Source organism: Rothia sp. HMSC064D08, assembly GCF_001809525.1.
GTDB classification, from domain to species: domain Bacteria; phylum Actinomycetota; class Actinomycetes; order Actinomycetales; family Micrococcaceae; genus Rothia; species Rothia dentocariosa.
The window spans coordinates 288143-303495 of the sequence record NZ_KV797887.1; the positions used below are offsets into that span (position 1 = coordinate 288143).

The 15353-nt window shown below is 52.7% G+C and carries 10 protein-coding genes and 1 tRNA gene; 9 read left to right on the plus strand and 2 right to left on the minus strand.

Going from position 1 to position 15353, the window contains the following annotated elements; genetic code table 11:
- Positions 1-425: 425 nt before the first annotated feature.
- Positions 426-498: transfer RNA gene (locus HMPREF2625_RS01290), tRNA-Arg, on the minus strand.
- A gap of 481 nt (positions 499-979) precedes the next feature.
- Between HMPREF2625_RS01290 and HMPREF2625_RS01295 the strand changes: the two genes are divergently transcribed.
- The 3 genes from HMPREF2625_RS01295 (at position 980) to HMPREF2625_RS01305 (ending at position 5375) form a co-directional block, all read left to right on the plus strand.
- Positions 980-2830, plus strand: a complete 1851-nt coding sequence (locus tag HMPREF2625_RS01295; protein ID WP_070520799.1) for a phosphoenolpyruvate carboxykinase (GTP) — start codon at positions 980-982, stop codon at positions 2828-2830.
- Between the two features lie 359 nt (positions 2831-3189).
- Positions 3190-3702, plus strand: coding sequence for an RrF2 family transcriptional regulator (locus tag HMPREF2625_RS01300; protein WP_004006574.1), 513 nt, complete (start codon positions 3190-3192; stop codon positions 3700-3702).
- Positions 3703-4205: 503 nt separating this feature from the next.
- Positions 4206-5375, plus strand: coding sequence for an FAD-binding oxidoreductase (locus tag HMPREF2625_RS01305; protein WP_070520802.1), 1170 nt, complete (start codon positions 4206-4208; stop codon positions 5373-5375).
- Between the two features lie 151 nt (positions 5376-5526).
- On the opposite strand, the gene HMPREF2625_RS01310 is transcribed toward HMPREF2625_RS01305, so the two are convergent.
- Positions 5527-6930, minus strand: coding sequence for a phosphomannomutase/phosphoglucomutase (locus HMPREF2625_RS01310; protein ID WP_070520805.1), 1404 nt, complete (start codon positions 6928-6930; stop codon positions 5527-5529).
- Between the two features lie 150 nt (positions 6931-7080).
- Between HMPREF2625_RS01310 and manA the strand changes: the two genes are divergently transcribed.
- From manA to HMPREF2625_RS01345, 6 genes are all read left to right on the plus strand, one after another.
- Positions 7081-8262 carry a mannose-6-phosphate isomerase, class I gene (gene manA / locus HMPREF2625_RS01315; RefSeq protein ID WP_070520807.1) on the plus strand — a complete coding sequence of 394 codons (1182 nt, stop codon included), beginning with the start codon at positions 7081-7083 and terminating at the stop codon, positions 8260-8262.
- A gap of 203 nt (positions 8263-8465) precedes the next feature.
- Positions 8466-9389 carry a hypothetical protein gene (locus tag HMPREF2625_RS10995; RefSeq protein WP_238789146.1) on the plus strand — a complete coding sequence of 308 codons (924 nt, stop codon included), beginning with the start codon at positions 8466-8468 and terminating at the stop codon, positions 9387-9389.
- A gap of 135 nt (positions 9390-9524) precedes the next feature.
- Positions 9525-10241 carry a pentapeptide repeat-containing protein gene (locus tag HMPREF2625_RS01325; protein WP_070520810.1) on the plus strand — a complete coding sequence of 239 codons (717 nt, stop codon included), beginning with the start codon at positions 9525-9527 and terminating at the stop codon, positions 10239-10241.
- Positions 10242-11044: 803 nt separating this feature from the next.
- Positions 11045-13504: an RNA ligase gene (locus tag HMPREF2625_RS01335; protein ID WP_070520816.1), complete on the plus strand. Its 2460-nt coding sequence runs from the start codon at positions 11045-11047 to the stop codon at positions 13502-13504.
- A gap of 152 nt (positions 13505-13656) precedes the next feature.
- The gene (locus tag HMPREF2625_RS01340; protein ID WP_004006581.1) at positions 13657-13926 is read left to right on the plus strand and encodes an ACT domain-containing protein; all 270 of its coding nucleotides are present in this window, start codon (positions 13657-13659) and stop codon (positions 13924-13926) included.
- A gap of 17 nt (positions 13927-13943) precedes the next feature.
- Positions 13944-15299, plus strand: a complete 1356-nt coding sequence (locus HMPREF2625_RS01345; RefSeq protein ID WP_070520819.1) for a PFL family protein — start codon at positions 13944-13946, stop codon at positions 15297-15299.
- Positions 15300-15353 lie beyond the last annotated feature (54 nt).

Sequence of the window (15353 nt, forward strand, 5' to 3'; positions counted from 1 at the left end):
TCTTGGGACGACGGTGTTTTTAATCCCCTAGCAGATAAAAGCGGTGTTAGAGCTTGTGGCACACCGGAAACTGAGGGGCAGGCTAAGTATTTACGCGATGCGTCTGGTTGTACTGATCATATGGATAGCCGAAATTTCATAGGCTGATTTTGCGCTGAAACCCCCGATAGTCACTGCTTCTGAAGGCATGGGTATAGCGCCTGAGGCGAAGCTGCTTGTAGATGTGAATGCCTGCATGTTATGACTCAGAAGGATCGGATCGTGGTTCTCTATACTCATCAATTATACGCTATTCAATAGTTGTTTTAGGGTATAGAAACGGCGAAATCCCCGGCGATTACTCGCCGAGGACTTTCAAACTGCCACATCTGCAGGCTTTGATAGACAGCAAAAAAGCCCTTCCTTGAAAGGAAAGGCTTCGTTCGTACGCCTGAAGGGATTCGAACCCCCAACCTTCTGATCCGTAGTCAGACGCTCTATCCGTTGAGCTACAGGCGCATGCTCCTCGCGACCGGGCTTATAACCACCCGTCGCAGCAACAAACAATACTATACGGGCACCCTTGATAGTGCGCAAGTCGAAAAAGAGTGTTAGTTCTAACAAAAACCCTCAACTATTACTCACAAAGTTCTTAAAAACGGCATAAAAACCGCGTAATTTCAATGTTTTTGCGGGGTGAGAAAATTTTTCAAAAAATTTTGGAATTCGTGGGAACGCTCGGGATTATTCGGTGAAGCTGCGCCGCATCCACAAGCAAACCAACTTAAGGACAAGAGCGCTGCAGTGGGTCAAATATAAAATACTCGACTCATCAGCTAAATGCGCTATTCTAGATGAACACGAGGATGTGGAAAATTCCACGGGCGTGTATTTAAGGAAGCTACACGCCCTCGTTAGTTTAAAACATCCTCACAACACACTGCCTGCCGTGCCAGTGAGGTGCCCGGCAATTCTCAAGACTCAAAGGGGAAATAGGTCAATGACTGACATCTCAACCGGTACTCTTTCTGCAGAACTTGAAAAGAGCCTGCAGAACGCTCCCACAACCCACCCCGAGCTCTTAGCCTGGGTGCGCGATGTTGCAGCACTTACCGAGCCCGACCGTATCTACTGGGTTGATGGTTCCGAAGAGGAATACAACCGACTCGCCCAAGAACTGGTCGATGCAGGTACCTTCGTACGGCTAAGCGATCATGAGTTCCCCAACTCGTATGCAGCGTTCTCTGACCCCGACGACGTGGCACGTGTGGAAGAGCGCACCTTTATCTGCTCACAGACCGAAGAAGGTGCTGGCCCCACCAACAACTGGCGTGACCCCGTGGAGATGAAGCAGACTCTCACCGGCCTTTTCAAAGGTTCGATGCGCGGGCGCACCATGTACATCATTCCCTTCGTCATGGGCTCTTTGAAAGCAAAGAACCCCAAGATGGCGGTCGAAATTACCGACTCCGCCTATGTGGTGTGCTCAATGCGCATTATGGCAACTATCGGCAAGGATGTGCTCGCGAAACTGGACGAGACCCAGGGCTTCTTCGTGAAGGCGCTTCATTCCGTAGGCGCCCCGCTTGAGCTCGGGCAGGCAGATGTGCCCTGGCCCTGCAACCCCGAGAAGTACATTGTGCAGTTCCCCGAGACCCGCGAAATCTGGTCCTTCGGGTCGGGCTATGGCGGCAACGCGCTGCTGGGCAAGAAATGCTATGCACTGCGTATCGCCTCGGTTATCGGTCATGATGAGGGCTGGATGGCTGAGCACATGCTCATCCTCAAGGTCACCAACCCTGAGGGCATTACCCGCTACATCTCCGCCGCGTTCCCCTCTGCCTGCGGTAAAACCAACTTTGCGATGATGGATCCCACCATCGACGGCTGGAAGGCCGAAATGGTCGGCGACGATATCGCGTGGATCGAATTTGACGAGAACCACCAGGCTCGCGTCGTTAACCCCGAGGCGGGTCTTTTCGGCGTGGCGCCCGGCACCGGTTACTCCACTAACCCCAACGCCATGAAGGCAATCTCTAAGGGCAATACTATCTTCACCAACGTGGCGCTCACTGATGACGGCTCCGTATGGTGGGAAGGTAAGACCGACGAGGCACCCGCGCACCTGACCGACTGGACCGGCAAGGACTGGACTCCTGAATCGGGGCGTCCCGCAGCGCACCCCAACTCGCGTTTCTGCACCCCCGCATCCCAGGTGGATATGCTCGCTCCCGAGTACTACGATCCCGAGGGCGTGCCGCTGAGCGCCATCGTGCTGGGCGGTCGCCGCAAGACTACCGTGCCGTTGGTCTCCGAGTCCGACAGCTGGGAACAGGGCGTCTTCCGTGCGGTCACCCTCTCCTCTGAGACCACAGCAGCCGCAAAGGGCGCCGTCGGCGTGGTTCGCCGCGACCCCATGGCAATGCTTCCCTTCATCGGGTACAACGCGGGCGACTACTTCCAGCATTGGATCGATCTTGGTAAGAAGCACGGTGCCGAGAACATGCCGAAGGTCTACTACGTGAACTGGTTCCGCCGCACCCCCGACGGCAGCTTCGCATGGCCCGGCTTTGGTGAAAACTCCCGCGTGGTCAAGTGGATCTTCGACCGCCTCGACGGCAAGGGCGGCGGCACGCAGACTTTCCTGGGCACCGTACCCACGAAGGAAGACCTCGACCTGACCGGTCTGAGCATCAGCGATGAAGAACTTAACGCAGCACTCGCCGTTTCAAAGGATGAATGGGTGGCCGAGCTGCCCGGCATTGACGAATGGTTAGCGAAGTTCGGCGATAAGCTCCCCGCAGAGGTCAAAGCTGAGCGTGACGCCTTGGCAAAGTCTCTTGAAGACTAAGGAACATTCGACAATATGACATCACGGTGGGGTGGGATGCGCTGACAATGCGTATCCCACCCCACCGTTTGTGAAAGCCTGCTCTTACATTGTTGTAAAGCGCTCCCACCGATTGGGTGTGCAGCGCGTACAGTATGATATGGCATACTCAGGCGTGTGGGATGGTGCACACTTTATGCAGAAAAGGTGTAAATATCCACCAATGCCTTAAAATATTGCTATACAGACTCCGCATTTTGTGTGCAGTAAAGCCATACCTAATTTTCGTGCGGGTGGTACGAAGACTAGAATTTTCCGGTAGAACGGACAAGCCCTATATTATTTAGCCCTCAATAAACTGTTGAAAGGAGATACGAAGCATGCGCCTGACGGCTTTTTCAGACGTATCACTACGTATTATGATGCTTCTTTCTTCCTTGCAGGAAGGGGAAAAACTCTCGACTCAGAGGATCTCGGAGGGAGTCGGAACCCCTTATAATCACGTCGCAAAATCTGTGGCGTTCCTCGTCAATCAAGGGTTGCTTGAATCTACCCGTGGGCGATCCGGTGGCGTCCTGCTGTCGGAGACGGGGCGCAAAGCGACCGTGGGGCAGGTACTTCGTAGCACCGAGGGTGATATTCCTATGATCGAATGCGAAGATGAAAACGGCAACTGTCCCCTAGATAGTTTTTGTCGTCTGCGAACGGTTTTAGCCCGCGCTCGTGAAGCTTTCTATGCTTCTGTTGATGACGTTGTTATCTCTGAACTTCCCGCCGGAGCGCGGCCTGCTGGGCCCGTTTTTGTGGAACTGGGGTTGGGGCCGCTCGTGCACGAGCCTACGGAACGAGAGCTGCCGCCCGTACCTCCCCGGCCTGCAGTAGCATCGCATTAAAGATTAAAGTCTCAGGGTGACAAATGTTTGTTGCTCAGAGAGTAGATGCACTATGCGAGAGAAAGTAGCGGATAAACCGTGAAAGCGTGGAGTTTTCTCTTTTGATAGCTTGCCTCTGTCAAGGGTTGGCACCGTAAGAATATACATTGACCGTATGTGCCCGGTGTCCGTTTAAGAAGGCAGGTATGTGACCTGAGTCCGCCTCCGTAAGAGGGGCAGGTGACTGATATGCCAGTTTATACGTTGTAGAACAACACTGCTGTTCACCCTGCGTGAAACCTAGCGTCAAGGTACAAAATTATTTTTATTCACATCACGGTATATCGCGGTGAAAATAATCACATAAACACTACTATGTAAAACACACTATCTGATACAAAGGCATTCTAAATATTTCACGCCGCAAGAAAACACCATCTTAGCAAACAATAAAAGGTGATAACCTAAAAAGGTTTACAAGCAAAATATCACTAAAATCTAAGAAAGAAAGGCGCACATCCCTCATGCTTTCCGAAAAATCACGCCCGGTTATCGAGGCAACCCTGCCGATTATTGCAGAGCGTATCGGGCACATTACACCAGACTTCTACGAGCGTATGTTCGCCGCCCGTCCCGACCTGATGGACGGGCTCTTCTCTCGGTCGTCTCAGCTCGAAGGCACCCAACCGAAGGCGCTTGCTGGGTCCATCGCGGTCTTCGCTTCCTACATTATGGAGCACCCCGATTCCTACCCTGACGAGGTGCTTTCCCGCGTGGCACATAAGCACGCGTCCCTAGGGCTTCAAGAGAATGAATACCCGACCGTCTACAAGTATCTTTTTGAAGCGATTGCCGCAGACCTGGGCGAAGCAGCAACTGAAGAGGTCGTGGATGCCTGGAGCGAAGTGTACTGGCTCATGGCGAACGCCCTGATCAAGATCGAAAAGGGACTCTACGCATCCCAGGCAAATAATGTTACCCACGCGCCCTTCAAAGTTGTTGATCGCCAAGAAACCGGCGATAACGTGGTCGTGCTGACCTTTGAACCTGCCGATAACACCCCTATGACTGAGGCGAAAGCAGGCCAGTACATTTCCATTATTACGAAGGCACGTGATGGTCTGCGCCAGCCCCGCCAATACACCCTGCTTCCGTCCGATAAAAACCAGCGTCGTATCGGAGTGAAGCTCGATCCGAACGGCGAAATGACTTCGATCATTCACGGGCTCAAGATTGGCGATGTCGTCGAGATTTCCAACCCTTACGGTGACCTCACCCTGGAGGGCTTCGGCTCTGCGGATGCGCCCCTCTACCTTTTCTCAGCGGGTATCGGCGTAACCCCTATGATTAGCTTCCTCAATGAGCTGATTGAGTCCGGTTCTCAGCGTCAGGTAACCGTGGTTCACGCTGACCGTCGCCTTGATACATGGCCGCTGCGTGAGGAAATGACCGAGCTGATCGAAAAACTTCCTCACGGTAAGCTCATCTCGTTCATAGAAGACGAAGAAACTGGCGATTACCGTGGCCGTGTGGACATCGCAAAGCTGGGCGTACCTGCGGAGGCAAACGTATACCTGTGCGGTCCGCTGCCGTTCATGAAGGGCGTGCGTTCCGCTCTCGTGGATGCAGATGTACCGGCGCAGAATATCAATTATGAGATCTTTGGACCGGATCAGTGGATGCTGCGCTCGTAAAGGCTACTTTGGCGTGTAAAAGTTTGGATACGGAATAGAGAACGCGCCAGGGCTGTAAGGCGATCGTATAACCCAGCATCAATAATGCATAGAAGAAGGGCGGATACCGATAATAATCGGCATCCGCCCAAAATAATGTGAGCTCAAAGAACTACTGGCGCACCAGAGCCAGAATCTCGTCGCGCACGCGCTCCATCGTGGGGGTATCCGGTGCTTCAAGGTTCAGACGCAGGAACGGCTCAGTATTGGAAGGCCGCAGATTCGCCCACCAGCCTTCTTCGGTATTGGTGAAGGTGGTACCGTCGGAGTCTTCGACCTTGACAGGCGCGCCAGCGTAGTGCGCGCGTACACGGTCTACCGCGGCTGCCTTGTCCTCAATCTCGGAGTTGATCTCGCCGGATGCGACATAGGGGGAGTAGCTGGCGCTGATCTCGGAGAGCGCCTGGTTACCGCCGCCGAGGGCCGCGAGCACGTGCATCGCGGCGAGCATGCCGGTGTCTGCGTTGAAGAAGTCCTTGAAATAGTAGTGCGCGGAGTGCTCACCGCCGAAAATACCGGATTCTTCAGCCATGACTGCCTTGATGAAGGAGTGACCCACACGGGTTTTCACGGCGCGTCCACCGAGCTTTTCGACGAGCTCGGGTACAGCCTTGGACGTGATGAGGTTATAGATAATAACCGGCTGTTCGTTGCCTTCCGCCTTAGCGCGCGCGATTTCACGTTCTGCCACGAGCGCGGTAATGGCGGAGGGGGTGACCGCGTTACCCTTCTCATCAATCACGAAGCAGCGGTCGGCATCGCCGTCGAAGGCAAGACCGATGTCTGCGCCGTGCTCAACAACCGCCTTCTGCAGATCGACAAGGTTGGCGGGTTCAAGCGGGTTAGCCGGGTGGTTCGGGAAGGTGCCGTCAAGCTCAAAGTAAAGGGGCACAATCTCAAGCGGAAGCGCGGGCAGAAGAGCATCCCCCAAGACGGCGGGTGTGGTCTTACCGCCCATGCCGTTACCCGCATCCACAACAACCTTGAGGGGACGGATATTGGAGAGGTCTACGAGCTTACGCAAGTACTCGGCGTAGGCTTTGAGAACGTCCTTTTCGGTGACGACGCCGGGATTCTCAACGGTAGGAATAGAGCCTTCGTCAAGGTACTTCTGAGCAAGATCACGAATATCGAAAAGACCGGTTTCGGAGGATACAGGAACCGCCCCGGCCTTAGCCATTTTCATGCCGTTGTATTCGGCGGGGTTGTGGCTTGCGGTGAAAGTAACGCCTGCCGCATTCTCAATACCGCATGCGAAGTAGAGCACATCGGTTGAAATGAGACCGATTTTTTGGACGTTTGCGCCGCGTGCGGTGGCACCTTCAGCGAATGCATCCATGAATTCGGGGGAGGAGGGGCGCATGTCACCGCCCACCAAAACGGTCTGACCAGCCAGACCGAGCACATCAACAAAAGCGGCGCCGGTTGCACGCACAGTTTCGTGGGTAATAGTTTCGCCGACGATACCGCGAACGTCGTACGCCTTAAATGAGTCTTTGAGGTTAATAGTAGTCACTCGTTTATTTTAGCGGGTATATCTTCGAAATGTACCTCTATAATTGGTGGGAGTATCCAGAGAATTCCCTGAATTTTATGGGTTTTATATCACGTATGCCGTAGTTTTGGTGATGTTGCGTGTAAAAGTTCCTAGAAAGGCCAAGGCGACATGGGCGAAATTTTTCCGTTGAAGAATAAGATTCAGAATTATGCGTGGGGTTCGCACGAAGTTCTGGGTCGCATGCGCGGTATGCCCGTACCCACAGAAAAGCCGGAGGCTGAGGTTTGGGTGGGGGCGCATCCTGCGGCTCCGTCTGAAGCTACGGTCGATGGGTCCGTGTCGCCGTTGAACGAGCTGGTGGCGGCGCATCCGGACCGTTTTTTGCGCTCTGACCGCGCGAGCGACTGGTTCCCGTTCCTGTTTAAGATTTTGGCTATTGATGCTCCGCTGTCGATTCAGGTTCACCCTACACCGCAGCAGGCCGTCGCCGGGTTCGAGGATGAGCAGGCGCGCGGGATCCCGGCTGATGCACCGCATCGTAACTATAAAGACCGGTACTCTAAACCTGAGAACGTAATCGCCTTAACCCCCATGAAGGTACTGACGGGCGTGCGCCCGCAGGGCGAGCTGCGAGAGCTGGCTGAAGCTTTTGGCGCCGATTGGCTAAGCTCTCGCGTGCAGCTAAGCCCGAAGCAACTGCTGACCGAGATCATTCGTCTTCCGCAGGATGCTGCTGACCGCGCCATAGCGGGTTTGATAAAAGCGGCGCAAAAGCTGATGACACAGGATGGTGTCTCTGTAACGGTGTCGGATGCCGCCGACCTGGTGAACCTGGTGGCGCAGAAGTATCCGGGTGATAAGGGGCTACTCGTCGCGTTTGTGATGAACCTGATGAATCTTGCGCCTGGGGACTCTGCTTTTACCCCGGATGGTCAGGTGCATGCATATGTTTCTGGCACGGCGATTGAGATCATGAACCCCTCGGATAATGTGCTGCGTGCAGGTCTTACCCCAAAGCATATTGATGCGGAAGAACTTATTAAGGTGCTCGGCGAGCATCAGGATGCGCCGGTACTACAGCGCCCGGAGGCGAACGGCTTGGGCGTGGAACAATACGCCATGTGGGATGAACGCATGAGCGTGCAGCATATACGGGTGCTCGCTGACGAATCAGTTGAATACACCTTTGAAGGCACTTCTGCCGCGCTGGTGGTGGATGGTTCGGTCACGATTTCTGCGGGCGAACAGAACATAACGCTGTGTGGCACCGAGTCGGTGCTGCATGCTGGGGATTCTACTTCCGTTACCATCACGGGGGAGGGCGAACTGTATATCGCCCGGTATGTGTAGGATTCGCCCTAGAAATAATGTAGGTTTCGCTCAAAAGGTTAGATTCTTTCCTCGTATTTTGGTTATATACCCTCTGCTCACGATTAAATGAGGGATAAAATTTATACCTTCCTGTAGGATGTAAAATACATCACCGAAATACTGATCTTTCTGATATGCGCATCAGATAGACCACATCAAGAATGAATCTTCAGGAGACCTCCATGAGAACTTCCGGATACAGCTGGTTTACTGGGAAGCTGAGCGAAGACCCTCGTACCACCGATACTATCGTTCTGACTCTTCCCGGATATTTAAGTCTTCTGGCGGAGATGCGCAGGGATGTTTCTACCTTGGAAAGCATTGCGGCTGAACTTGAAGCCGTAACTGTTGTTACGTTGTATTACCAACGAGGCGGCGAAGACTTACCGGATTATCGCGCTCAGACTCTAACCTCTGGGTGGGACGCTGAGTTTATGCGAATTTTTGCGAGGTACAACAATTTTGCACGAATTTGGAACAGCCACAGTTTTAGGGTTCTGGGGTATGTGCCGGTTAAGGTTGGGGAAGGCAAAACTGAAGGACCCGAAACAGATGTATATATGCAGAAAATTACGAAACTTATCGAATTTTGCATGGGATGTGTGAACGGGCTGCGCGAGTACGATTATCCGCTTGCCGAGCTTTCTGAGAATGATCCGGAGCTTGCTGATGAAGAAATTGCAGCTAGTTTACATGCTGGGGCTAATAATAAGAATGCACCTGCGGATCCTCTCCAAGCTCGTGAACGTATAGAATCTGCCATCAAACGGATTGTCGCCATAGAATCGGAGAACCCTTCAAAACCCGATCTGTATCCCTTGAATTCAGATAAGGAAGGTTTTGAGACTCCTGAAGTAGACCAGGCATGGACCCAAGCACACGGTTCCGATATGGTGAATGCCGTGAAAAATTCTACCGATTGGTCACTCAATAATTTCCTAGTCACCTTTATTGAGGCGAAAGAACCCAGTTTGCAGGAATATCGATTCAGTCCCTACGCCGAATCACGATTATTATCCGCTGCTCTATGCTCAGTCATGGATTCGGTAGATAAAGCTGGTATGACCGAGATTGTACGTTCTGGTATGACCTATATGGTTAAATAATATAGGTATCATCGCACAATATTATATTGCTATGATTTTTAGCTTAAGCCTATTCTGCATATACCTATATTTCACCCACCAGAAATATGGGTGTATGTACATAGGAAAATATTAGTATATATTCGGAGCAAAAGAATGAATGATGAAGATTTAAGGACTGTAGAGACGTACCGTCTAGAGTTGTACATGCAAGCATGTGAAAACTTGAGTGCAGAAAACGAAGCGGTGCGCTTAAGCGGTGCCCAAACACTTGTAGGTCTCGGCGATATTTGGCATAGTGATAAAACTTTTCCTGAGGAAACTCGCCGAGAACATGTGCAGAAGATCATCGACACTTTATGCGCCTATATACGATCACCTTTCCACATTGCCACAAAAATTAAAAACAACCTTGAAAAAATTGAAGGCAGGGTTACACGACAAGATATACAGCATGAGATCGATATTCTCGCCACTGATGAGAAAGTTGAATATATAAGCGAACGTAATGTCCGTAAAAATATCCTGCTCTCTATTTATAATCGTGTTCATGTGCCCGCAACAAGTATGAGGCACTTTTGTGAAATTCATTCTGGTGGAAGGGATAATTCAGGCATTTGGTCTTCTTATACCTTTAATTTTTCAGGCTCAGTATTTTTCTATCCCATTCAATTTCGATATGCCCATTGGGGCGCTCGGGTAGATATGAGCGACTGTGTATATCTTGATGCTGTAAGGATGCAACACTCTCGATATATGACTTTTGTGGATTTTAGCCATTCTATATTTTACTGTGATGTTGACCTGAGGGGAATAAGTTATGTGCGTCGTATGAGCCGGCGGATTCTATATATCATGGCAAGGCAGACCTGAGATCTTCATACTATGGAGGGACTGCAAATCTGAGTGGATCTGTGTATTATGATAAAGCTATCTTCGCAGACTCTGTATTTCGACTTTTCTATTTCAAAACTGTGAGCTTTCGAAACTCAATTTATCACAGTAAAGTAAATTTTAGATATTGTTTTTATCATGAAGATGTAAATTTTAGTGATTCTGTTTATTATGATGTTGTAGATTATAGGTATTCTACATATTTAAGAGAGTCAAATTTTTCTGAATCTACATATTATAAAAGAGTTAATTTTGCTCAGTCTATATACTGGTATTCATTATTTATAAATAACACATATCATGAATACGTGAATTTCAGTGGATCCATCTATGGATGGAGCGTAGATTTCCGAAATTCGTGGTATAGGAATAAACCTAAGTTCTCTTCGTTTAACTCCCGGTGGATAAAACCTTCTTTATTTTCCTTTGAAAGATTAGGAAGGACCCACTATACAGATTTTTCGACCCGAACGGATGAACTATTAGGGGAGAGCCCTGAAGCTCCTTCAATAGAGCCTGCTCCCCAAAACTCTGTTCTACCTGTCGGATGTAGGTTCTTAACAGAAAAAGAACAAAAATACTGTCAAGATACAGTCTACGGCCCATACTTTGACTGTGACCAGCTGCAAAAAGTCCTCGACTGGTTTGCTCCAAAGCTCAAGACTTATCGCAGGAGCAAAAAGTAAGAAGAATTGTAGAGGAACTGCCGCACCCCGAGGGATAGTTATGTCATCCTGGGAAGACCCAACCACAACCTCCGACGACGAAGAAAGACAGCACCGATGGCACGTAAAATCTTCCTCTTAGCCGGTGCGGCGGGTGCCGGTAAGAGCACCTGGGTCGCCGCGCATCCCGAACTTGCTGACCTCACGCATTCTTGGGACGCCGAGCGCCGCAAATGCGGATACATCACCTACACGCTCGATAATCAGCCCGCGCTAGCCCTATCGCAAAACACCAGTGCCGAATCGAAGGCTATCCGCCGGGTGAACGACTGTGTGGAAGAGAATATGCGGCACGGCAACACCGTATTTATCGACAATATGAACGTGCTGCTGCGCAACATGAAAACTTTCCTCGAATTTGCGCGCAAATACTGTTACACCGCATACCTTGTCGATTTTCAGGGCGAACTCACCCTCGACGAACTGTATACGCGCAACAGAACCCGCGAATACACCAAGCGCGTACCTGAAGAGGTTATCGAGACCGCCTACAACAACCACCGCGAGCTGCGCGAGAACTGGCGCAGCATCCTCAAAAACTACCGGGATGTGGTCGCCGGGTACATCGCCCCCGACCAGGTTTTTACCGAACTCTTCACTCCGGTGCGCGTGCTCGATAACTACCATAAAGTAGTCGTGGTCGGCGATATTCAGGGCATGGGTAACGAACTCGAAAAGCTTATCAGCGCCCTCTCACCCGAAACCGGGCTGAGCGATGAAAACATCTGCTGGATATTCGCGGGTGACCTCTTCGATCGCGGGCAAAACCCCGAAAAAGTCTTTGACATCCTTGAACCCGCCCTTGGTACCTTGCCCAACGTGCACCTGGTGATGGGCAACCACGAACGCTCCATCATGCACACTATTAGGGGCGTGCGCCGCTACCGTGACGCCCGCGACACCCTGGATGCGCTCGCCGCCCACGGCGTGTACAACAGCCGAGTGATCGCCATGCTCAACACTGCCGTGAATATGATGCCCTTTACTCTTGGGCAGGAGCGTTATTTCGTGACCCACGCCGGGGTTGCACCGCAGCTCTTCGCGGATTCCCATCGCACGCTGGAAGGCGTAGGGGAGGGGTACCTCACGGGGCTGTATGCAGATGAAACGTTCTATTTGGGTTCTAATCCGTACGCGCAGGCGCGGGCGGGTAAAACCCAGTACGCAGGCTACGAAGACACGCTCAACGACCTAAGCCGGGCCGCCGGTATCACCCAAATTTACGGTCACCGCCCGGCGGCACTCGGTTCGGAAGGATACAGTAATCTCATTCCGTTAGAAAGCAGCGTCGAATTTACTGGCGGCGAGCTGAGCGCCGTGGTGTTCAGCCGCGAGGATAGCGCATCCGGTGCACCCGAAAAAGCCGTGTGGAAGCGCGAAATCGTGAAAATTCCATCGAGCTCCCTCGTCCCCGACCCTTACGCCTCGGGGAGTAGAGCGGAAGGCGCCTCGAAAAATACCGCAAACGGTGCCACAGAACTACTCAACGACGGGCATCGCCTGCTAGAGGAGATGCGCGCCAACCCTAACGTGAACGTGCGCGCCACCGAACCTGCCGGCGTGCTCGCATGCAATTTCACGCGTAAAGCCTTCTACAAGGGCGCCTGGGATAAGACCACCGCCAAAGCGCGTGGGCTCTTTATCCACGCCGAAACCGGCAAAATTGTGGGGCGCGGGTACGAAAAATTCTTCAATATGGACGAGCCCGGGCATGAGAGCGAGGCACAAGTTCGCAAACGCCTCACCTACCCGGCCGTTGCACGCGCCAAAGAAAACGGATATCTAGCGATTATCACGGTCTTCGAAGGTATGCTCACCGTCTACAGTAAGAGCGGAGTAACTGCCTACAGCCGCCACGCCGAAAGCATCCTGCGCGCCGCCCTCACCCAGGAAGAACGCGCCCGGCTTACTGAAGCGCTCACCCGCATGGATTCATCACTAACAGTTGAGGTGGTCGATCCGTTCCGCGACCCGCACATCGTGCCCTACGAACACGTCACGCTCTATCTGCTCGATATGATCGCAAACACCGCGCAGTTCAGGGTGAAACCGGCCCGCTTTGAAGACCTGTGGCTCTCACCGAAAGCCTTCGCGCAGCCGCGCCCCACCGAAGACTACGGCTCCGTACGTATCTCTACCGTCGAAGAAATTCCCCTCAAAGACGACGCCGATTTCACCCGCCTGCTTCAGGATGCGCGTACAAGCGACGCTGAGGGCTGGGTTATCCGCGACTCTACGGGCTATATGGTTAAAATCAAGGCGCCCGGGTACTCCACCACGAAACGCGCCCGCGCAATTCCCGCACTGGTGGACTACCTGCGCGAGCCATCCGAACAGCGCAGGGGCACCCAGGCCGACCGTGAGAAGCTGGAACGCAACGCCGAACGCCTGGGGCTGAACCTCAGCGACTATATTGTCTCCACCATCAGCAGACACTATACATGGGATTTACCGCGGCTGGCACCGCATCTGAAAGACCTGCTGCACGGCGTTAACACGCACGGACGGCTGGACTAGCCCACAAGCTGAGGCGGCGCCCGTGAGAACGTGAGCGCCGCCTCAAGCATGTTGCACGGGTCTGCATAGCTATACGTGCGTTACAATTCCTAAACAAGCATTCGTGCCAGCAAACGTGCGAATACCGGGCTTACACGAGTAAAGGAATCACCGTGAAAATTATTCTGACCGTAACCGGAATCGACCACGAAGGCATTATCGCCGCCGTCACCACCAAGCTCACGGAACGCCACGTGAACGTGCTTGACGTTTCTCAAACCATCATGGGCGAGTACTTCACCATGATTATGCACTGCTCCTTTGACGACACCGAACAGAACCTCATCGACCTACAGGAGTCTATGACAGCCGTCGAACACGCCCAAAAGGTGCAAATCCGTATTCAAGCGGAAACCATCTTCAAAGCAATGCACAGCATTTAAGGCGCGGGATAACCTCAATGATGAACGACCAAATACTCGAAACCATCCGCATGATCGAGGAAGAAAAACTCGATATCCGCACCGTCACCATGGGCATCTCGCTTCTAGACTGTGCTGACTCTGATGGCGATGTGGCACGCAGCAAAATCTACGACAAAATAACCTCCCGCGCTAAAAACCTGGTGAGCGTATGTGAAGGTATCGAAGTTGAACTGGGCATACCGATCGTAAATAAGCGCATTGCCGTAACCCCAATTTCCGTGGTCGCGGCAGCCAGCGGAGAAAGCGAATATCTTGAGTATGCTCGCACTCTCGACGCCGCAGCAAAAGCCGTGGGCGTGAACTTTATCGGCGGATTCAGCGCGCTGATCGACAAAGGTGCTACCCCCTCCGATAACGTGCTCATGGATTCTATTCCCGCTGCGCTCGCTGAGACTGATGTCGTGTGTTCGTCGGTGAATATTGGTTCGTCCCGCGCCGGTATTAACATGAGCGGCGTTAAACGCATGGGCGAAATCATTCGTGAAACCGCTGACCTCACCGCAGATACCAACGGCTTCGGATGCGCCAAACTTGTGGTCTTCGCCAACGCCGTGAGCGACAACCCCTTCATGGCGGGTGCTTTCCACGGAGTACAGGAGGCAGATACCACGATTTCGGTGGGAGTGTCCGGTCCCGGCGTGGTGCAGCGTGCCCTACAGCAGGTGCGTGGCGAGCGTTTTGACGCGTGCGCCGAGGCTATCAAACGCGCCGCTTTCAAGATTACCCGCGTGGGTCAGCTGGTCGGTCATTTAGCCGCCGAACGCTTGGGCGTGTACTTCAATATTGTGGATCTTTCGCTGGCGCCTACCGCTGAGATCGGTGATTCAGTCGCGCATATTCTTGAAGAAATGGGCCTGGAAACTGTGGGAACTCACGGTACCGTGGCGGCGCTTGCTCTGCTCAACGATGCGGTCAAGAAGGGCGGGCTCATGGCCTGCTCGCATGTGGGCGGGCTCTCCGGTTCGTTCATTCCGATATCCGAGGATGCTGGCATGATCGATTCTGCCACCGCCGGGCATATTACACTCGATAAGTTGGAGGCGATGACCGCGATCTGTTCGGTCGGGCTGGATATGGTTGCGGTGCCGGGTGATACCTCCGCCGCGACGCTTGCCGCCATGATTGCCGATGAGGCTGCGATCGGCGTGATGAACCACAAGACCACCGCCGTGCGCGTGATTCCAGCCGTCGGTCTGGGCGTGGGCGATACCGTCGAGTTCGGCGGTTTGCTGGGGCGTGCCCCGATTATGCCGGTGCATACCCCATCCTCAGAGGCGTTCATCGCCCGCTGCGGCAGGATACCCTCGCCGGTGCATGGGTTTAGGAACTAGGAGCGTCTGCGACTTCGTTTTTCCCGGTACTAAAAGAGCCTTGGTAGTGAATGA

Bases quoted from the DNA above. Each gene is read 5' to 3' on its own strand.
- HMPREF2625_RS01295 (WP_070520799.1), top strand. From the start codon at position 980: ATGACTGACATCTCAACCGGTACTCTTTCTGCAGAACTTGAAAAGAGC.
- HMPREF2625_RS01300 (WP_004006574.1), top strand. From the start codon at position 3,190: ATGCGCCTGACGGCTTTTTCAGACGTATCACTACGTATTATGATGCTT.
- HMPREF2625_RS01305 (WP_070520802.1), top strand. From the start codon at position 4,206: ATGCTTTCCGAAAAATCACGCCCGGTTATCGAGGCAACCCTGCCGATT.
- manA (WP_070520807.1), top strand. From the start codon at position 7,081: ATGGGCGAAATTTTTCCGTTGAAGAATAAGATTCAGAATTATGCGTGG.
- HMPREF2625_RS10995 (WP_238789146.1), top strand. From the start codon at position 8,466: ATGAGAACTTCCGGATACAGCTGGTTTACTGGGAAGCTGAGCGAAGAC.
- HMPREF2625_RS01325 (WP_070520810.1), top strand. From the start codon at position 9,525: ATGAATGATGAAGATTTAAGGACTGTAGAGACGTACCGTCTAGAGTTG.
- HMPREF2625_RS01335 (WP_070520816.1), top strand. From the start codon at position 11,045: ATGGCACGTAAAATCTTCCTCTTAGCCGGTGCGGCGGGTGCCGGTAAG.
- HMPREF2625_RS01345 (WP_070520819.1), top strand. From the start codon at position 13,944: ATGATGAACGACCAAATACTCGAAACCATCCGCATGATCGAGGAAGAA.